The sequence below is a fragment of the Salipiger bermudensis genome, assembly GCF_017309175.1.
GTDB lineage: Bacteria > Pseudomonadota > Alphaproteobacteria > Rhodobacterales > Rhodobacteraceae > Salipiger > Salipiger bermudensis.
In genome coordinates this window covers 26,207-43,270 of sequence record NZ_JAEKJV010000013.1, presented here as the reverse complement: position 1 = coordinate 43,270, position 17,064 = coordinate 26,207, and the positions used below count along the sequence as shown (strand labels likewise).

The following is a 17,064-nucleotide window of genomic DNA, read 5'->3' as shown; positions in this document are numbered from 1 at the left end:
GAATCGGGGAGACTGCGCCCTCAAGCGACAGGATTCCCCAAATGTTCCGCTTCTTCGAGAATCTCGTAGATCCTTACGTGACTTACACCCCGACGGACCGGCCGCCGACGAAGCTGCTGCCGTTCCTGATGGACTATGCCAAGCCGTTCCGGAAACTTTTCATCTGGGCCACGCTCCTCTCTGTCGCTGTGGCCTCGGTCGAGATCGGGCTGATCTGGGCGATGGGTTGGGTCGTGGATATCCTCTCCGGCGATCCGGCGCAGGTCTGGGAGGCGCACGGCACGACGCTGATCCTGATCGGGCTTTTCATCCTGCTGCTGCGGCCGCTGATTCAGGCGCTCGATGTGCTGGTGCTCAACAACGCCATCATGCCGAGCTTCGGCATCCTGATCCGCTGGCGGGCCCATGCGCAGGTGCTGCGCCAGTCGATCGGCTGGTTCGAGAACGATTTCGCCGGGCGCATCGCCAACCGCATCATGCAGACCCCGCCCGCCGCCGGCGAGGCGGTGTTTCAGGTTTTCGACGCGATCACCTTCTCTCTGGCCTACGTGCTCGGCGCGGCGGTGCTGCTGGCCGATGCCGACCCGCGCCTCCTGCTGCCTCTGCTGCTGTGGTTCGGCGGCTACGTGCTGCTGATGCGCTGGACGATCCGCAGGGTCGGGCCGGCCTCGAAGGCCGCCTCGGATGCGCGCAGCCTCGTCAACGGGCGGGTGGTGGATGCCTATACCAACATTCACTCGGTCAAGATGTTCGCGCAGGACCGGCAGGAGCTGGACTACGCCAAGGAGGCGATCGACGTCGCGCGTGCCACGTTTCAGAAGGAAATGCGGCTCTATACCATCATGGATCTGGCCCTCGTGATGCTGAACGGGCTGCTGATCGTCGGCGTCGTGGGCTGGGGCTTCCTGCTCTGGATGCAGGGCGTGGCGAGTGTCGGCATCGTCGCGGCAGCCACCGCGCTGACGCTTCGGCTCAACGCCATGACCGGCTGGATCATGTGGGCGCTGACCACCCTGTTCCGCCAGCTCGGCGTGGTGGCCGAGGGGATGGAGACCATCGCCCAGCCGATCAGCCTCGTGGACGCGCCTGACGCCAAACCTCTGCGGCTCGAGAAGGGCGAGATTCGACTCGATCACCTGACCCACCATTACGGGCGCGGCAGCGGCGGGCTCGAAGACATCTCTCTGACCATCAAGCCCGGTGAAAAGATCGGGCTGGTGGGGCGCTCGGGCGCCGGGAAATCGACCCTCGTAAAGCTGCTTCTGCGTTTTTATGACGCCGAGAAAGGCGCCATCCTGATCGACGGCCAGAACGTCTCGGAGGTGCAGCAGGACAGCCTGCGCCGCGCCATCGGCATGGTGCAGCAGGACAGCGCGTTGCTGCACCGCTCGGTGCGCGACAACCTGCTCTACGGGCGGCCCGACGCCACCGAGGCGCAGGTCATTGCCGCCGCCAAGCAGGCGCAGGCGCATGACTTCATCCTGACGCTTCAGGACCCTCAGGGCCGGACCGGATATGATGCCCATGTGGGCGAGCGTGGCGTGAAGCTTTCCGGCGGGCAGCGGCAACGGGTGGCGCTCGCGCGGGTGATCCTCAAGGACGCGCCGATCCTGCTGCTCGACGAGGCCACCTCGGCGCTCGACAGCGAGGTCGAGGCCGCGATCCAGGACACGCTCTACGGCATGATGGAGGGCAAGACGGTGATCGCCATCGCGCACCGGCTCTCGACCATCGCCCACATGGATCGGATCCTCGTGCTCGATGGCGGCCGGATCGTCGAGGAAGGCAGCCATGACGTGCTTTTGCAGCATCAGGGGCTATATGCGCAGTTCTGGGCCCGCCAATCCGGCGGCTTCCTCGATCCAGACACGGAGGCGGCTGAATGAGCCTGTCCGACATCATCGACCCGTTCTCCCGCGCCGAGACGCCGCCGCCGCAGACCCTCGGGCGGTTCATCGGCTGGGCGCTGCGCGGTGCGTGGCCGGTGCTGATCCCGGCGGCGCTGCTCTCGGCCACCGGCGGCGCCTTCGAGGTGCTGACCGCGAAACTGCTGGGCGACGTGATCGACCGCACGCTCGACAGCTCGGCCAGCACGGTCTTTGCCGAGCACTGGCCCTTTCTGCTGTTTTGCGCGGTGTTCTTCATCGTCATCCGCCCGGTGATCGCGGGGCTGTCGGCCTTCGTGCAGTCGGTGGTGATGCAGCCCAACGTGTTCAACCTGATCCTGAGCCGGGTGCACCGCTACACGCTGGGCCATTCCGTCACCTTCTTCGACAACGACTTCGCGGGGCGCATCTCGCAGAAGGAGATGCAGACCGCGCGGGCGCTGAACGACGTGATTTCGGAGGTGGTGCAGGCGATCCTCTTCGCCCTGGCCTCGGTGGCGGGCTCGATCCTGCTGGTTGGCTCGATCGACTGGCGCATCGGCATCGTCCTGGTGGCCTGGGTCGTGGCCTATGGCTTCCTGCTGCGCTTCTTCATGCCGCGCATCCGCACCCGCTCCAAGGCGCGGGCCGCGGCCCGAGCGATGGTGACCGGGCAACTCGTCGACACGGTGACCAACATCAAGACCGTGAAGCTCTTTGCCCATGACGAGTTCGAAGACCGCGCCGCGCTCGACGCGATGTCGACCTATCGCGACCGTTTCATCGCCTTCGGGCATGTCTCCTCGGCGTTCCGGCTCTGCCTCATGGCGCTGGCGGGCACGCTGCCGGTGCTGCTGATCGGCGGCGCGCTGCTGTTCTGGTCGCAGGGCTTTGTCACCGCCGGCGACATCGCCGCGACCGGCGCGGTGGCGATCCGTCTCAGCCAGATGACCGGCTGGGTCAGCTTCACCCTGATGGGGATCTTTGCCAATATCGGCGAGATTGAGGACGGCATCCGCACCATCACGCCCGCGCATACGCTGCTCGACACGCCCGGCGCAGAGCCGCTTTCGGTCACCGAGGGCCGCATCGAGTTCCGCGAGGTGGGCTTTGCCTATGGCCGCGAGGGGGGCGGCGGCATCGAACATATCGCGCTGGATATCCGCCCCGGCGAGAAGGTCGGCGTGGTCGGTGCCTCTGGGGCGGGCAAATCGACCATGGTGGCGCTGCTCTTGCGGCTCTACGACGCCGAGCAGGGCGGCATCTATATCGACGGGCAGAACATCTCGGAGGTCACGCAGGAGAGCCTGCGCCGGCAGATCGGCATGGTCACGCAGGAAACCGCGATGTTCAATCGCTCGGCGCTCGACAACATCCGCTACGGCCGGCCCGACGCCAGCATGGAGGAGGTCATCGCCGCCGCCGAGAAGGCCGAGGCGCACGCGTTCATCCAGACCTTGCGCGATCACATGGGCCGCGAGGGCTATGAGGCGCATCTGGGCGAGCGCGGCGTCAAGCTCTCGGGCGGGCAGCGCCAGCGCATCGCGCTGGCCCGCGCGATCCTAAAGAACGCGCCGATCCTTGTGCTCGACGAGGCCACTTCGGCGCTCGACAGCGAGGTCGAGGCCAGCATCCAGGAAGCGCTGGAGCGGGTGATGGAGGGCAAGACCGTGCTGGCCATCGCGCACCGGCTCTCGACTCTCTCCGAGATGGACCGGATCATCGTGCTCGACCGCGGGCATATTGCCGAAGAGGGCACTCACGAGGCGCTGCTGGCGAAGCACGGGCTCTATGCGCGCTACTGGAACCGCCAGTCGGGTGGCTTCGTGAATGCCGAGGACGAGACGGGCGAGGCCGCCGAGTGAGGCTTGCCTCGGGCCCCCGGATCGGGGCATGAGGCATGGCATGGAACAGGTCACGATAGAACGGCTCGGGCACCAGGGGGACGGCATTGCGCCCGGCCCCGTCTTCGTGCCGGGCACGCTCCCCGGCGAGGTTGTCGAGGGCGAGATAGAGAAGGGCGTCATGGCGGCGCCGCGCATCCTCACGCCCTCGGATCAGCGGGTGAAGGCGCCGTGTCGCCACGCCAAGAGCTGTGGCGGCTGCCAATTGCAGCACGCGCATGACGATTTCGTCGCCGAGTGGAAGGTCGGCGTGGTGCGCCACGCGCTCTCCGCCCACGCGCTCGAGGCCCCGTTCCGCCCCATCGCGACCTCTTCGCCGCAGAGCCGCCGCCGGGCAGCGTTTTCGGCCCGGCGCACCAAGAAGGGCGCGCTGGCCGGGTTCCACATGAAGGGCTCGGACGTGATCGTGTCGGTGCCCGACTGCCTGCTGGTCGATCCCAAGCTCGCCGCCGCGCTGCCGCTGGTCGAGGCGCTGGCGGTGCTGGGCTCGAGCCGCAAGGGCGAGCTGTCGGTGCTGGTGACCAAAAGCCTCGACGGGCTCGACGTGGCGGTGAGCGGCGGCAAGCCGCTCGATGCGCAGCTCCAGTCCGACCTCGCCGATCTGGCGCGCGCGCATGACGTGGCCCGCGTTGCCTGGGGCGACGAGGTGGCGCTGACGCGCCGTCCGCCGAGCCAGCGCATGGGCCGCGCCGATGTCGTGCCGCCGCCCGGCGCCTTCCTGCAGGCCACGCCCGAGGGCGAGGCCGCGCTGCTTGCCGGTGTGCGCGAGGCGGTGAAGGGCGCGCGCCACGTGGTCGACCTGTTCGCCGGGTGCGGCACCTTCGCGCTGCCTCTGGCCGAGGACATGCGGGTGCACGCGGTCGAGGGCGACAGGGGCATGACCGCGGCGCTCGACAAGGGCTGGCGCATGGCCGACGGGCTCAAGCACGTGACCCACGAGGCGCGCGACCTGTTCCGCAACCCGCTTCTGCCCGAGGACCTCGAGCGATTCGATGCCGCGGTGATCGATCCGCCGCGCGCCGGGGCCGAGGCGCAGGTGGCCGAACTGGCCCGCGCCGGCATCCCGCGCATCGCGTTCGTGTCGTGCAACCCGGTGACCTTCGCCCGCGACGCCGCGGCGCTCGACGCAGCCGGGTATGTCATGGACTGGCTGCAGGTGGTGGACCAGTTCCGCTGGTCGACTCACGTCGAACTGGTCGCGGCGTTCCGGCTTCAGGGGGCGTGAACGGCGCGCTCGAATTCACGTGTTCGCAACATCTGCCCGCTATCTTGAAAGCTGTTTTTGCGCTATAAGGTCCGCGCAAGAATAATGCCAAAGGCAAATGAGCGAGCGGACAAATGCGAGTATTCAGGCTAGTTTTCCTGATCGTGATGGCGATCGGGCTCGCTGCGTGCAGCAGCAGTAAGTTCCGGACCTATAACGGTCCCGAGGTGACACATGTGGTGGTCAAGAAGAGCCAGCGCAGGATGTATCTCCTCCACCATGACAAGGTGCTGAAGAGCTACGACATCGGGCTGGGCTTTCAGCCGCAGGGTCACAAACAGTTCGAGGGCGACGGCAAGACCCCGGAGGGGCTCTATTTCATCGACCGGCGCAACCCGAACTCGAGCTTCCACCTCAGTCTGGGGATCTCCTATCCCAACCCCAACGACCGCGCCTTTGCGGCGGCGGCGGGCAAGAGCCCGGGCGGCGACATCTTCATTCACGGCGGCCCGCCCAAGGATCGCAAGCGGCTCGGTGGTGGCGACTGGATGACCAAGGGCAACAGCGTCGACTGGACATGGGGCTGCATCGCCGTAAGCGACGATCAGATCGAACATATCTATGCGATGGTGAAGACCGGAACGCCGATCACCATCAGCAGGTGATCGGCAGGGATCGTCGAGCGATCAGAAGTCGTTGCTGGCCACTTCGACCCCGCCCGGGGTCGAAGACAGGCCCGGCGCGCCGGTGACCATGGTCCACCAGATCTTGCCGTTGCTTTCCTGGTACCAGGCAAAGCCCATGTCGCGGGCGGACGGCTCAAGGATCACGTTGCGCGTCGCCGGTTCTTCCATCCACGCGGCGAGTGTCTCGAGCTCGGTCTCGTAGGTCTCCGAGATGTTCTCGCCCACAAGTCGGCCCGCGTAGCCGACGCGCTGCACCCGGTCGATCGGCGAGGAGCCGTCGGAGCCGAAGTGCCAGGGCCGGTTCTGCACCGACATGTCGCGCGCATGGGTCGCCGCCGCCGCGTTGAGCTTGGCATCGAGCTGCAGCGCCGGAGCGCCGGCCGCTTCGCGCAGCGCATTCACCGAATCGAGCATGCTGTACTCGATCTTGGCATCGGAGCCGGCCGGAATCCGGTACACGCGCGGGAGGGGTTTGCCGTCCGGGCCGATCGTCGGTTGAGTGATGGTCGGGCCGCAGGACGCGACCAGCAACGCTGTGGCAACACTGAGAAACGCGCGTCTTTGCATTTTCCTGCCTGAAATTGTTGTTCTGGATCTCATCCGCAATACCTTTTGGCGCGTCTCTAATCAAACGCACAACCCCGTGAACACGCTGTTCGAAGGGTCTTGGCCGGGAGACTGAGGCTTTACGGCACTAGCGCGGACAAGGTATCATCAAAGTTAATGCCCCGTGAGGGGCTTTTCGTTTTGCAAGACGAGGACATTGGGAAAATGGCACAGAATGCTTTTGGCCGCCGTGGGTTTCTGGCCGGCACCGCAGCGATGATCGCCTCCCCGGCGCTGGCCCAGGATGTGAACACCGGCACGACCGAGATCGAGCGCAACATCTCGACCGCGACCCGCCGCAACATCTCGAGCTTTCGGACGCTGGACTGGCAGCCGTATTTCTCGAACCTGAACAACGGCGCGATCCTCGTGGATATCAGCTCGCGGGCGCTGCACTACTGGCAGGAAAGCGGCGTGTACCATCTGTATCCCTGCTCGGTGCCGCTGACCGAGGACCTGACACGCCGTGGCCGCACCCGGGTCACGCTAAAGGATCCCGAGCCCGATTGGCGCCCGACGCCGTCGATGAAGAAGCGCAACCCGGAATGGCCCGACTATGTCGGACCCGGCCCGGACAACCCGCTCGGCACGCGCGCCATGCACCTGAGCTGGACCTATTACCGCATTCACGGCACCCATGACACGCGCAAGATTGGCCGCCGGTCCTCGAATGGCTGCATCGGCCTCTATAACGAGCATATCGAGGCGCTTTACCAGATGGCGACGGTCGGCACGCAAGTGTTGCTTATTTGACGCCCGGATTTGCGCGGGGTGAGCCTGTCAAGAGTGCAAGATTGCATTTTTTCCGATTTGCTGCTTAGACAGGAGAACGAGGTAAGTCTTGGGTGCTTGTCGTGCAAATTCCTTACACGACAGGCGATTATCTGGAGGATAACATGAAAAAACTCGCTCTCGCAGCTGTGCTCGCAGCCACCGCATCGACCGCAATGGCTGGCTCCTACGCCAAGGATGACGTGGTCATGGAACCCGTCGTCGTTGTTGAAGAAGCTCAGCAAAGCTCGTCGTCGGCTGGCATCCTGATCCCGCTGCTGCTGATCGCAGTGGTGGCAGCGGCCGTTTCGGCTGACTGATCGCTTCCAGCGAACGAACAAGGAAAAGGCGGTGCCGATGGCGCCGCCTTTTTCTTTTGCCTGACCGTTTTGCCGGGAAGGGTGCGGCGACTCAGGAGAGCCAGCCGCCGAGGTTTTCCTCGATCACCGCCGACAGCGCATCCACATGCGCCGAGTCGTCGTTGAGGCAGGGGATGTAGGTGAACTGCTCGCCGCCGGCGTGCTCGAAGGACTCCTTGATCTCTTCATTGATCTCTTCCAGCGTCTCGATGCAGTCGGCCGAGAAGGCGGGCGCGATCACCGCGATCTTCTTCTTGCCCTGCTTGGCAAGCTCGGCCACGTGCTCGACCGTGTAGGGGCGCAGCCATTCCTCCGGGCCAAAGACCGATTGGAAGGTGGTGGTGATCTGGGTGTCGTCCCAGCCCAGCCGCTCGCGCAGCAGGCGCGTGGTTTTCTGGCACTGGCAATGGTACGGATCGCCCTGCATCAGGTAGCGCTTGGGCATGCCGTGATAGCTCACCACGAGGATGTCGGGCTTGTCCTCTACCGCGGCATAGCCACGCTCGACCGACTGGGCCAGTGCCTCGATATACTGCGGGTGCTCGAAATAGGGATCGACCACGCGCGCGGTGGGCTGCCAGGTCTCCTCCATCAGGGCGCGGAAGAACTGGTCGTTCGCAGTGGCCGAAGTGGCCCCGGCATATTGCGGATAAAGAGGAAAGAACAGGATCTTGCGGCAGCCCGCCGATGTCATCGCCTCGACCTTGGACTTGGTCGAGGGGTTGCCGTAGCGCATGCAGAAATCGACCATCACCTGATCGCCATAGCGCGCCTGCATCTTCGCGGCGATGGCGGCGGTCTGCTGCTTGGTGATCGTCATCAGGGGGCTCTCGTTGAGCTCTTCGTTCCAGATCGACTTGTAGTTCGCGCCCGAGCTGAACGGCCGCTTGCCGAGGATCACGGTCTGCAGCAGCGGCTGCCACTTCCATGCCGGGTAGTCGATCACCCGTTTGTCCGAGAGGAACTCGCTCAGGTAACGCCGCATCGGCCAGTAGGAGTAGTGGTCCGGCGTGCCGAGATTCGCGAGCAGAATGCCCACCTTGGGGGCGGTGACCTTGGGATGGTCTGCCGGGGCGTGCGCCGGGCGCTTGGCTGTGTCGGTGGCGTCGAGCATGGTCCTGTCCTGAGTCTGTCCCTGATAACTTCGCTTAGGTATCGCAAGTTTGGAATGATTCAATCTTCCAGAGGCGTTTCCCGCGTATTCAGTGCGTCGGAGAGACGTTGCGCCGCAGAGCCGGGGCGCAGCGGCTTCTGCTGGCTTGCATCCGGGGCCCAGCCGGTGAGGGTGACGATCTCGAAGCTCGCGGGGATACGTCCCTCGGCATCGCCGAAGCTCTCGGCATAAAGCGCGGCGGCGCGCAGCATCACCGCGCGGCGGGTGGGCCGGCGCAAACGGGCGGAAAGCGCGTTGGTCTCGCCCATGGCGCGCAGGTCGCGCATCAGGTGCAGGGCCGAGGCGTAGCTGGCGGTGAGGGTGAAGCTGTCCGCCACCGGCAGCGCCAGCCCGGCGCGTTGCAGCAGCCCACCGAGATCGCGGATCTCGCCCATCGGCGCGACCCGGGGCGACAGCCCACCGGCGACCTCGATCTCGGCCTGTCCGAGCACCGCGCGCAGCTCGTGCAGGGTCTGACCACCAAAGCACAGCGCCAGCAGCAGCCCGTCCGGTTTCAGCGCCCGGCGCGCCTGCACCAGCTGGCCGACCGGATCGTTGGCCCAGTGCAGCCCCATGGCGTGCACCACGAGATCATGCGCGCCTTCCTCGAGATCGAGTACCTCGTCGTCCGGCAGCAGCTTCAGCCCGGGCAGCATCCCGTCCCAGACCTGCGGGACGGGCGTCACGACGGCGGGAGACGTAAAGGCCCTGTTAACCACGAACAGGCGATCCTGCACCTCGTCGCGGGCGGCCTCGTGCAGGAACAGGGCCGGATTGCGTGCCGCGCGGGCGCGATGGCGGGTCAGGGCGGTGCGGTCGGTGAGGGGCGCTGGGCTGGACATGGCAGAGTAGGTAGACCGATGCGGGGCACCATGCAAACGCTGCTGCGGATGCTCTATCCGCCGCGCTGCCTTATCTGCGGCGGGCTGGTGGAGAGCGATCTCGGCCTTTGCGCCGCCTGCTGGCGTGACACGCCGTTTCTGTCCGGCCTTGCCTGCGCCACTTGTGGCGTGCCGCTGCCTGGCGTGTCGGACCGGGCGGAGCATTGCGATGCCTGCCTCGCCGCGCCGCCACCTTGGCGGGAGGGAACGGCGGCGCTGGCCTATCGCGACAATGGCCGCACGCTGGTTCTGATGCTGAAACACGGCGACCGTCACGACATCGCCGCCGCGGCGGCGGTCTGGATGGCGGCCCGCGCGAAGCCACTGGCGGGGCCCGGCACGCTTGTCGTACCGGTGCCGCTGCACCTGCGCCGCCACCTGCGCCGGCGCTTCAACCAGTCGGCGCTGTTGGCACAGGGCATTGCGCAGGCGCTGCACCTAGACTGGTGCCCCGACGCGCTGCGACGTCATCGGCACACGCCGGTGCTCGACGGTCGGGGGCGGGAGGAGCGGTTTCGCACGCTCTCTGACGCGATCTGCGCAGACCCGAAACGCGGAGGGGTGTTGCGCGATCGTCCGGTGCTTCTGGTCGACGACGTGATGACCTCCGGGGCGACGCTTTCGGCGGCGACCGAGGCCTGTCTGGCGGCCGGCGCAACCGATGTTTGCGTCTGCACACTGGCGCGTGTGGTCAAGGACACCTAGATCAGGTCTAAATTCCAGACCTATCGGAAGGATCAGACATGCCAGCGATCGAGATCTACACCACCCCCATCTGCGGCTTCTGCCACGCGGCCAAGCGGCTTCTGACCCAGAAGAACGCCGCGTTCACCGAGATCGACGTGATGCAGGAGCCCAAGCGCCGCTCCGAGATGACACAGCGCGCCAATGGCGGCCGCACGGTGCCGCAGATCTTCATCGGCGAGACCCACGTGGGCGGCTGCGACGAGCTCTACGCGCTCGAGCGCGCGGGTAAGCTCGACGCGCTTCTGGCGGGCTGAGCCTGTGTCGCGGCGGCGACAGTCTCTATTGACCTCCGGGGGCCCGGGGGTCAGAAATGCCGGACCCCGCCTTTGACCCACTGTTCAGATCCAATCGTGCCGGAATGACCGATCCTCAGAATGCGCTTGCCATCTCGCTGTTCAGCGAGCTTCTGATGGCCGATCAGCTGCTTCGCAACCGGCTGACGCGGGTGCTTCCGAACAAGATGGAGATCTCGCATTTCTCGGTTCTGAACCACCTCGCACGGGTGCAGGAAGAGCGTACCCCGGCCCAGCTTGCGCGCAGCTTTCACGTCACCCGCGGGGCGATGACCAACACGCTGACCAAGCTTGAGATCGCCGGTTACGTCCACATCCGCCCCGATTGGGACGATGCGCGGCGCAAGATGGTCTCGATCAGCCCTGCGGGCCAGCGCGCCCGCGAGGCGGCGCTTGCAGCGATGGCGCCGGTGATCGCCGAGATGGTGGGAGAGCTGGGCGCGGAGAAGGTCCGCGCCGCGCTGCCGGTCCTGCGCGAGCTGCGCCTCAAGCTCGAGGCGGATTGAGCCGGGACAGGCTCAGACGAGAACCGGGTGACGGTTCGAGGCGGCGAACTCGGTGATCTGCACTTTCACGACACCGGCACTGACGAACGGATCCTCGGCCATCAGCGCCTCGATCGCGGCAAGCGTTTCGCCGATGGCGATGACGATGCCGCCGGTGCGCGGGTTTTTCGGCCCCGAGCACAGGAAATGCCCGTCGGCATAGCCCTGCTTGACGAAGGCCATGTGCGGCTCCAGCACCGGCTCGATCTGCTCGAAGGGCACGACATACTCGATATCGACCACGAAGAGCGTGTGGCCCTCGGGGATCACGCCCATGCCGCTGCCTCCGGTTTGATCGCCGCCGTCACGTAGTTCACCGACAGGTCGCTGTCCGAGATCTTCCAGCTCCAGCTGACCGGGTTGAACACGTAGCCCTTGCGGTCCACCGGCTCGAGCCCCGCCTGCCGCAGCAGGTCGTAAAGCTCGTCGGGCGTGATGAACTTCGACCATTCATGCGTGCCCTTGGGCAGCCAGCGCATCACCCATTCCGCGCCGACAATGGCCATGGCGAAGCTCTTGGGATTGCGATTGATGGTCGAGCACAGGTGCAGACCGCCGGGCTTCAGCAGCGCCTGACAGGCCTTGAGATAGGCCGGCGGGCTGGCCACGTGTTCGACCACCTCCATGTTGATCACCACGTCGAAAAGCTCGTTCTCCGCGGCCAACGCCTCGGCGGTGGTGTGGCGGTAGTCGATCTCAAGCTCCGACTGCTCGGCATGAAGACGGGCAACGGGGATGTTGCGCTCGGCGGCGTCGACGCCCACGACCTCGGCCCCGAGCCGCGCCATCGGCTCGCAGAGCAGCCCGCCGCCGCAGCCGATATCGACGATGCGCAGCCCCTCGAAGGGCTTCGTCGCGGTGAGGTCACGGTCATACTCGCCGGCGATCTGCCGGGTGATGTAGTCCAGCCGGACCGGGTTCATCATGTGCAGCGGCTTGAACTTGCCGTTCGGGTCCCACCACTCGGCGGCCATGGCCTCGAATTTTGCGATTTCGCTCGGGTCGACGGTTTCGGTCATCGGTCGTTTTTCCCCATGGTCTTTTGGGTGTCGCTGTTAATATAGATGGAACATGGACAAATACCCGGGCCAAAAGCGCGCAGTGCAGTATCTCTACCCGTCCATCGACCCCTTCGATCAACGCATGATCGACATGGGAGACGGACACAAGATCTATGTCGAGCAATGCGGAAATCCACGCGGCATTCCAGTGATCGTGCTGCATGGCGGCCCGGGCGGCGGCTGCTCGCCGGGGATGCGGCGCTACTTCGATCCCCGCGTGTTCCGCGTCGTGCTCTTCGACCAGCGTGGCTGCGGGCGCTCGCGCCCCCATGCCAGCGTCACCGACAACACCACCTGGCATCTCGTCTCCGACATCGAGCGCATCCGAGAGACCCTCGAGATCGAGCGCTTCATCGTCTTTGGCGGCAGCTGGGGCGCGACGCTGGCGCTGATCTACGGCATCAGCCACCCCGAGCGGGTGCGCAACCTCGTGCTGCGCGGCGTCTTCATGATGACCCGCACCGAGCTTGACTGGTTTTACGGCGGCGGCGCCGGCCAGTTCTGGCCCGAGCCCTGGGCCCGCTTCACCGACCTGATCCCGGAAGACGAGCGCGGCGACCTGATCGGCGCCTATCACAAACGGCTGTTCTCGGGTGACATGCGGGAAGAGACCCGCTTTGCCCGCGCCTGGTCGAGCTGGGAGAACGCGCTGGCCTCGGTCTATTCCAACGGCTCGGGAGGCGATGCGCCGGGCGATTACGCCCGCGCCTTCGCGCGGCTCGAGAACCACTATTTCGTCAACGAGGGCTTCCTGGAAGAAGACGGCTGGATCCTGAACAATGTCGACCGGCTGCACGGCATCCCCGGGATCATCGTGCAGGGGCGCTACGACATGATCTGCCCGCCGCAGCGCGCCTGGGAACTGGCGCAGGCCTGGCCCGACGCCGACCTGCGGATGATCCGCAACGCGGGCCATGCGCTCTCCGAGCCGGGCATCAGTGCCGAACTTGTGCGCGCGATGGACCAGATTGCCGAGCAAGAGGGTTTACAGGGCGGCGCTGGGCTTTAATCTCGGCCAGCCGGAGGCGAGACGACAGGGACTCGCCGGTGCAACGCAGGAAAGACCGACCATCCCATGAGTGGCTTCAAGCGCCGTCGCCTGATCCAGACAGCCCTCGCCGCCGCGGTGCTGGGCGCATCCGGTGTTGCCGCCGCACCGGCCCGTTCGGGTGGCACGCTGCGTGCCGGGCTCGGCGGGGCGCACCCGGGCGACAGCTGGGATGCCCGGACCCACTCCGACCTCTTCATGATCGCGGCCGCGCAGGGTGCCGTGTTCGACACGCTGACCGAGGTCGCCGCCGATGGCTCGCTACGCGGTGAGCTGGCCACCGGCTGGGAGGCCAGCGCCGACGCCCGCGTCTGGACCGTGACGTTGCGCGAAGGCGTGCGCTTTCACGACGGCACGCCCTTTACCGCACGGGACGTGATCGCGTCGCTCAACCTGCATCTCGAGCCCGGCACCGCCTCGGGCGCCCGCCCACTGGTCGAGACCATCGCCCGGATGGAGCGGCTCTCGGATCATCGCCTGCGCTTCACTCTCGCCGAGGGCAACGCCGACTTCCCCTACCTGCTGGCCGATTACCACCTGCTGATCTACCCGGCCGGCCAGATCGATGCGGCCATCGCCCAGGGCATCGGCACCGGCCTTTACCGGGTCGAGAGCTTCGAGCCTGGCCGGCGTTTCATCGGGCGGCGGGTCGCGGGGCATTACAAGGACGGGCAGGCGGGCTGGTTCGACCAGATCGAGTTCCACGCCATGAACGACGGTGCCGCGCGGGTCGCGGCGCTCAGGAGCGGGCAGGTCGACACGATCAGCCGGGTGGCGCCGCAGCGCGCCGCACGGCTTCAGGCCGAGCCGAGCCTGCGGCTGCAGGACATCCCCGGCAACCAGTATTACGGCTTTGCCATGCAGACCGGCGCCGCGCCATTCGACGCGCTGCAAATCCGGCAGGCGCTGAAACACGCCATCGACCGGCAGGCGATCCTCGACCAGGTGCTGCTGGGGCACGGCCGCATCGGCGCCGATAGCCCGCTGGGGCCCGCCAACCAGTACACCGCCGATCTCGCTGCCCCGGCCTATGATCCCGACCGCGCCCGCCACCACCTCAAGCAGGCCGGGCTCTCGACCCTGACCCTGTCGCTTTCGGTCTCGGACGCGACCTTTGAAGGGGCCCATGAGGCGGCAGCGCTTTTCGCCGAGAGCGCCCGCTCCGCCGGGATCGAGATCTCGCCGGCGGCCGAGCCGGGCGAGGGCTACTGGTCGGAGATCTGGCGCAACCGGCCCTTCACCGCCTGCGCCTGGTCGGGCCGGGTCACCGAGGACTGGATGCTCTCGACCCAGATGCGCGACGGTGCGCCGTGGAACGACACGCAATGGGGCATGGCGCAGAGCCCGCGCTTCCAGTCGCTGCTGCTCGAGGCGCGCGCCGAGCTCGACAGCGCCCGGCGCCGGGCGCTTTATGGCGAGATGCAGCAGATCCTGCGCGACGAGGGCGGGCTCCTTGTGCCGGTCTTCGCCAACCACCTGCAGGCCCATAGCGACCGCGTGGCCACGCCGCGCAACGTCGGCAATCTCTGGGCCATGGACAATGCCCGCTTCGCGGAACGCTGGTGGCGCGCCTGAGCCGCGGGGCACAGGGTCAGAGCCTGTCGGCGTAATCCGACACCAGCAGGTGCAACGGCGGCTCGTCTTCCTCGATCTCGGAGAAGCGGCCGATCTCCATTTCGAAGATATTGTCGGTCAGGTCGTCATTGACCGTCGAGACCTCGCCGATCAACACGTCGCTGCCTTCGCCCCAGAAGGCGTGCCAGGTGGTCGGGAACAGCGTCACCGACTCGCCGGGATCGAGCTTCAGATGCCCGCCCGCCGGCAGCGTCCTCTCCATGCCGTCGCAGAGCACCGTCACCGGCGCGTGGCGGTCGATTCCGCCCTCCGGCGTCGCCGCGAACAGCTCGAGCACCAGCGTGCCGCCGCCACGGTTGATGATGTCCTCGACCTTGATGTCGTGGCGGTGGTTGGGGCTCAGCTGGTCGCGCCGCGAGATCATGATCTTCTCGGCGTAGAGCATGGCGCTGTGCTTGCCGAGATCGGCGTTCAGCCCGTTGCGTGTGGTGAACAGGAACAGCCCCATCCTGTCGAAGTCGCCAGCGCCGTAATCGGTGATGTCCCAGCCCATGCCGCGGCGCTTGATCTCGCCATGCTCGGCGGTGCGCAGCTCGTCGGGCGAGAGATAGGCGAAGGGCGGGAGGCAGAGGCCGTGGCTGCGGATGAAGGCATCGCCTTCTCGGATGATCTCGTTGATGCGCGAGCGTTTCATGCGGCTCCTCCCTGGGCTGTCATCGGGACGATAGCCAGAGCGCCGCGCCGGTGGTAGGGGCCGCACGCCTCCGGCGGGAGTATTTTTGACGAAGAGAAGGGAGGGGTGGTTTGGCGGGTCGCGGCCCGGGGGGAGCCCGGCCTCGAGCCCGTGGCGGGGGTGGGACGCCTCCGGCGGGAGTATTTGGAACGTAGAGAAGGAGGGCGCGGCTTGGGGCGCTGGGCTCGGGGGGAGCCCGGCGTGGCGTTTGTGGAGAGGGTGGAATGGTTCCGGGGGGAGTGTTGGGGGCGTCGAGAAGAGCGGGGGTGCCGCTCTTCTCGGAGTGTGCGAGATGACTTGGCGTCAGAGCACGTAGCGGCTCAGGTCGGCGGAGCGGGTCAGCTCGCCGAGATAGGTCTCGACGAAGGCGTCATCCACCGTGATCTTGTCGCCGGCGCGGTCGGGGGCGGTGAAGGACAGCTCCTCGAAGACCCGCTCCATCACCGTGTAGAGCCTGCGGGCGCCGATGTTCTCGACGCTCTCGTTGACCTGCGCCGCGATGCGGGCGAGCGCGTGGATGCCGTCTTCGGTGAACTCGACCGTGACCTCCTCGGTGGCCATCAGCGCGGTGTACTGGCGCGTCAGGGCGTTGTCGGTCTCGGTCAGGATGCGGACGAAATCATCCTCGGTGAGTGCCCGCAGGTTGACCCGGATCGGCAGACGGCCCTGAAGCTCGGGCAGCAGGTCCGACGGCTTGGCGATGTGGAAGGCGCCCGAGGCGATGAACAGGATGTGGTCGGTCTTCACCGGGCCGTGCTTGGTCGAGACCGTCGTGCCCTCGATCAGCGGCAGCAGGTCGCGTTGCACGCCCTCGCGGGAAACATCGCCGCCGCGGGTTTCCTGCCGCGCCGCAACCTTGTCGATCTCGTCGAGGAAGACGATGCCGTTCTGCTCCACCGCCTCGAGCGCGGCCTTCTTGACCACCTCGTCGTCGAGCAGCTTGTCGGCCTCTTCCTGGATCAGGATCTCGTAGCTTTCCGCCACCGTCAGCTTCTTGCGGGTGGTACGGCCGCCGAACGCCTTCCCGAACATCTCGGAGAGGTTCATCATGCCCATGCCGCCCTGACCCGGCTGGCCGGGGATCTCCATCATCGGGAAGGGCGAGGCGGTCTCGGCCACGTCGAGCTCGATCTCGGTGCCGTCGAGCTCACCGTTGCGCAGCTTCTTGCGGAACATCTCGCGCGTGGACTCGCGCGCATCGGTGCCGGCGATGGCCTCGATCACCCGCTCCTCTGCGGCCTTGTGGGCGGCGGCCTTCACATCCTCGCGCATGTGCTCGCGGGTCAGCGCGATCGAGCTGTCGACCAGATCGCGGATGATCTGCTCGACATCGCGACCGACATAGCCCACTTCGGTGAACTTGGTCGCCTCGACCTTGATGAACGGCGCCTTGGCGAGCTTGGCCAGTCGGCGCGAGATCTCGGTCTTGCCGACGCCGGTGGGGCCGATCATCAGGATGTTCTTCGGGTAGACCTCGTCGCGCAGGTCCTCGCTGAGCTGCTTGCGGCGCCAGCGGTTGCGCAGGGCCACGGAGACGGCGCGCTTGGCGTCCTGCTGGCCGATGATGAAACGGTCGAGTTCCGAGACGATCTCGCGGGGGGTCAGGTCGGTCATGATGGTCCTTTCGCGGCGT

The 17,064-nt window shown here is 66.4% G+C and carries 18 protein-coding genes; 11 read left to right on the top strand and 7 right to left on the bottom strand.

Features of this window, described 5'->3' with window-relative positions; all coding sequences use genetic code 11:
- The first annotated feature begins 41 nt into the window (after positions 1 to 41).
- From JF542_RS16905 to JF542_RS16890, 4 genes are all read left to right on the top strand, one after another.
- Positions 42 to 1,886, top strand: coding sequence for an ABC transporter ATP-binding protein (locus JF542_RS16905; protein WP_207076701.1), 1,845 nt, complete (start codon positions 42 to 44; stop codon positions 1,884 to 1,886).
- Complete coding sequence (locus tag JF542_RS16900; RefSeq protein ID WP_207076700.1) at positions 1,883 to 3,730, top strand: ABC transporter ATP-binding protein; 1,848 nt, start codon at positions 1,883 to 1,885, stop codon at positions 3,728 to 3,730. Before JF542_RS16905 ends, JF542_RS16900 begins: the two co-directional genes overlap by 4 nt.
- Positions 3,731 to 3,770: 40 nt before the next feature.
- Complete coding sequence (locus tag JF542_RS16895) at positions 3,771 to 4,994, top strand: class I SAM-dependent RNA methyltransferase (RefSeq protein WP_207076699.1); 1,224 nt, start codon at positions 3,771 to 3,773, stop codon at positions 4,992 to 4,994.
- A 113-nt stretch (positions 4,995 to 5,107) separates the two neighbouring features.
- On the top strand, positions 5,108 to 5,638 hold the full coding sequence (locus tag JF542_RS16890) for a L,D-transpeptidase family protein (RefSeq protein ID WP_040544460.1): 531 nt from the start codon (positions 5,108 to 5,110) through the stop codon (positions 5,636 to 5,638).
- Positions 5,639 to 5,659: 21 nt separating this feature from the next.
- Here the strand turns inward: JF542_RS16890 and dalA are convergent, their stop codons facing one another.
- Entirely contained in the window at positions 5,660 to 6,226 is a 567-nt protein-coding gene (dalA, locus tag JF542_RS16885) for a divisome-associated lipoprotein DalA (protein WP_040544463.1), read from the bottom strand.
- Positions 6,227 to 6,430: 204 nt separating this feature from the next.
- Here dalA and JF542_RS16880 point away from each other — a divergent pair, with 204 nt between their 5' ends.
- Both JF542_RS16880 and JF542_RS16875 read left to right on the top strand, forming a co-directional pair.
- Positions 6,431 to 7,018, top strand: a complete 588-nt coding sequence (locus JF542_RS16880) for a L,D-transpeptidase (RefSeq protein WP_007795726.1) — start codon at positions 6,431 to 6,433, stop codon at positions 7,016 to 7,018.
- Between the two features lie 143 nt (positions 7,019 to 7,161).
- The gene (locus tag JF542_RS16875) at positions 7,162 to 7,356 is read left to right on the top strand and encodes a hypothetical protein (protein ID WP_040545198.1); all 195 of its coding nucleotides are present in this window, start codon (positions 7,162 to 7,164) and stop codon (positions 7,354 to 7,356) included.
- A 91-nt stretch (positions 7,357 to 7,447) separates the two neighbouring features.
- Here the strand turns inward: JF542_RS16875 and hemH are convergent, their stop codons facing one another.
- The gene (hemH, locus tag JF542_RS16870; RefSeq protein ID WP_207076698.1) at positions 7,448 to 8,509 is read right to left on the bottom strand and encodes a ferrochelatase; all 1,062 of its coding nucleotides are present in this window, start codon (positions 8,507 to 8,509) and stop codon (positions 7,448 to 7,450) included.
- A 59-nt stretch (positions 8,510 to 8,568) separates the two neighbouring features.
- Positions 8,569 to 9,390, bottom strand: a complete 822-nt coding sequence (locus tag JF542_RS16865; protein ID WP_207076697.1) for a methyltransferase domain-containing protein — start codon at positions 9,388 to 9,390, stop codon at positions 8,569 to 8,571.
- A gap of 30 nt (positions 9,391 to 9,420) precedes the next feature.
- Between JF542_RS16865 and JF542_RS16860 the strand changes: the two genes are divergently transcribed.
- The 3 genes from JF542_RS16860 (at position 9,421) to JF542_RS16850 (ending at position 10,975) form a co-directional block, all read left to right on the top strand.
- On the top strand, positions 9,421 to 10,134 hold the full coding sequence (locus JF542_RS16860; protein WP_242533805.1) for a ComF family protein: 714 nt from the start codon (positions 9,421 to 9,423) through the stop codon (positions 10,132 to 10,134).
- A 38-nt stretch (positions 10,135 to 10,172) separates the two neighbouring features.
- A complete protein-coding gene (grxC, locus tag JF542_RS16855) occupies positions 10,173 to 10,430 on the top strand; it encodes a glutaredoxin 3 (protein ID WP_207076695.1) in 258 nt (85 codons plus the stop codon).
- A gap of 104 nt (positions 10,431 to 10,534) precedes the next feature.
- On the top strand, positions 10,535 to 10,975 hold the full coding sequence (locus JF542_RS16850; protein WP_007795745.1) for a MarR family winged helix-turn-helix transcriptional regulator: 441 nt from the start codon (positions 10,535 to 10,537) through the stop codon (positions 10,973 to 10,975).
- 12 nt (positions 10,976 to 10,987) lie between these two features.
- Here JF542_RS16850 and JF542_RS16845 read toward each other — a convergent pair whose 3' ends face one another.
- Entirely contained in the window at positions 10,988 to 11,290 is a 303-nt protein-coding gene (locus JF542_RS16845; RefSeq protein WP_007795748.1) for a YciI family protein, read from the bottom strand.
- The gene (ubiG, locus tag JF542_RS16840; RefSeq protein ID WP_007795751.1) at positions 11,281 to 12,033 is read right to left on the bottom strand and encodes a bifunctional 2-polyprenyl-6-hydroxyphenol methylase/3-demethylubiquinol 3-O-methyltransferase UbiG; all 753 of its coding nucleotides are present in this window, start codon (positions 12,031 to 12,033) and stop codon (positions 11,281 to 11,283) included. The genes JF542_RS16845 and ubiG overlap by 10 nt, the downstream gene beginning before the upstream one ends.
- Positions 12,034 to 12,085: 52 nt before the next feature.
- Between ubiG and pip the strand changes: the two genes are divergently transcribed.
- Positions 12,086 to 13,084 carry a prolyl aminopeptidase gene (gene pip / locus JF542_RS16835; RefSeq protein WP_207076694.1) on the top strand — a complete coding sequence of 333 codons (999 nt, stop codon included), beginning with the start codon at positions 12,086 to 12,088 and terminating at the stop codon, positions 13,082 to 13,084.
- A gap of 66 nt (positions 13,085 to 13,150) precedes the next feature.
- Complete coding sequence (locus tag JF542_RS16830) at positions 13,151 to 14,698, top strand: ABC transporter substrate-binding protein (RefSeq protein ID WP_207076693.1); 1,548 nt, start codon at positions 13,151 to 13,153, stop codon at positions 14,696 to 14,698.
- Positions 14,699 to 14,714: 16 nt separating this feature from the next.
- On the opposite strand, the gene JF542_RS16825 is transcribed toward JF542_RS16830, so the two are convergent.
- Both JF542_RS16825 and hslU read right to left on the bottom strand, forming a co-directional pair.
- Positions 14,715 to 15,392 carry a D-lyxose/D-mannose family sugar isomerase gene (locus tag JF542_RS16825; protein WP_207076692.1) on the bottom strand — a complete coding sequence of 226 codons (678 nt, stop codon included), beginning with the start codon at positions 15,390 to 15,392 and terminating at the stop codon, positions 14,715 to 14,717.
- Positions 15,393 to 15,734: 342 nt separating this feature from the next.
- Positions 15,735 to 17,045, bottom strand: coding sequence for an ATP-dependent protease ATPase subunit HslU (gene hslU / locus JF542_RS16820; RefSeq protein WP_007795762.1), 1,311 nt, complete (start codon positions 17,043 to 17,045; stop codon positions 15,735 to 15,737).
- Between the last annotated feature and the right edge of the window lie 19 nt (positions 17,046 to 17,064).

Excerpts from the sequence above, each read along its gene's own strand:
- JF542_RS16905 (WP_207076701.1), top strand. The coding sequence starts at position 42 with ATGTTCCGCTTCTTCGAGAATCTCGTAGATCCTTACGTGACTTACACC.
- JF542_RS16900 (WP_207076700.1), top strand. The coding sequence starts at position 1,883 with ATGAGCCTGTCCGACATCATCGACCCGTTCTCCCGCGCCGAGACGCCG.
- JF542_RS16895 (WP_207076699.1), top strand. The coding sequence starts at position 3,771 with ATGGAACAGGTCACGATAGAACGGCTCGGGCACCAGGGGGACGGCATT.
- JF542_RS16890 (WP_040544460.1), top strand. The coding sequence starts at position 5,108 with ATGCGAGTATTCAGGCTAGTTTTCCTGATCGTGATGGCGATCGGGCTC.
- dalA (WP_040544463.1), bottom strand. The coding sequence starts at position 6,226 with ATGCAAAGACGCGCGTTTCTCAGTGTTGCCACAGCGTTGCTGGTCGCG.
- JF542_RS16880 (WP_007795726.1), top strand. The coding sequence starts at position 6,431 with ATGGCACAGAATGCTTTTGGCCGCCGTGGGTTTCTGGCCGGCACCGCA.
- JF542_RS16875 (WP_040545198.1), top strand. The coding sequence starts at position 7,162 with ATGAAAAAACTCGCTCTCGCAGCTGTGCTCGCAGCCACCGCATCGACC.
- hemH (WP_207076698.1), bottom strand. The coding sequence starts at position 8,509 with ATGCTCGACGCCACCGACACAGCCAAGCGCCCGGCGCACGCCCCGGCA.
- JF542_RS16865 (WP_207076697.1), bottom strand. The coding sequence starts at position 9,390 with ATGTCCAGCCCAGCGCCCCTCACCGACCGCACCGCCCTGACCCGCCAT.
- JF542_RS16860 (WP_242533805.1), top strand. The coding sequence starts at position 9,421 with ATGCAAACGCTGCTGCGGATGCTCTATCCGCCGCGCTGCCTTATCTGC.
- grxC (WP_207076695.1), top strand. The coding sequence starts at position 10,173 with ATGCCAGCGATCGAGATCTACACCACCCCCATCTGCGGCTTCTGCCAC.
- JF542_RS16850 (WP_007795745.1), top strand. The coding sequence starts at position 10,535 with ATGACCGATCCTCAGAATGCGCTTGCCATCTCGCTGTTCAGCGAGCTT.
- JF542_RS16845 (WP_007795748.1), bottom strand. The coding sequence starts at position 11,290 with ATGGGCGTGATCCCCGAGGGCCACACGCTCTTCGTGGTCGATATCGAG.
- ubiG (WP_007795751.1), bottom strand. The coding sequence starts at position 12,033 with ATGACCGAAACCGTCGACCCGAGCGAAATCGCAAAATTCGAGGCCATG.
- pip (WP_207076694.1), top strand. The coding sequence starts at position 12,086 with ATGGACAAATACCCGGGCCAAAAGCGCGCAGTGCAGTATCTCTACCCG.
- JF542_RS16830 (WP_207076693.1), top strand. The coding sequence starts at position 13,151 with ATGAGTGGCTTCAAGCGCCGTCGCCTGATCCAGACAGCCCTCGCCGCC.
- JF542_RS16825 (WP_207076692.1), bottom strand. The coding sequence starts at position 15,392 with ATGAAACGCTCGCGCATCAACGAGATCATCCGAGAAGGCGATGCCTTC.
- hslU (WP_007795762.1), bottom strand. The coding sequence starts at position 17,045 with ATGACCGACCTGACCCCCCGCGAGATCGTCTCGGAACTCGACCGTTTC.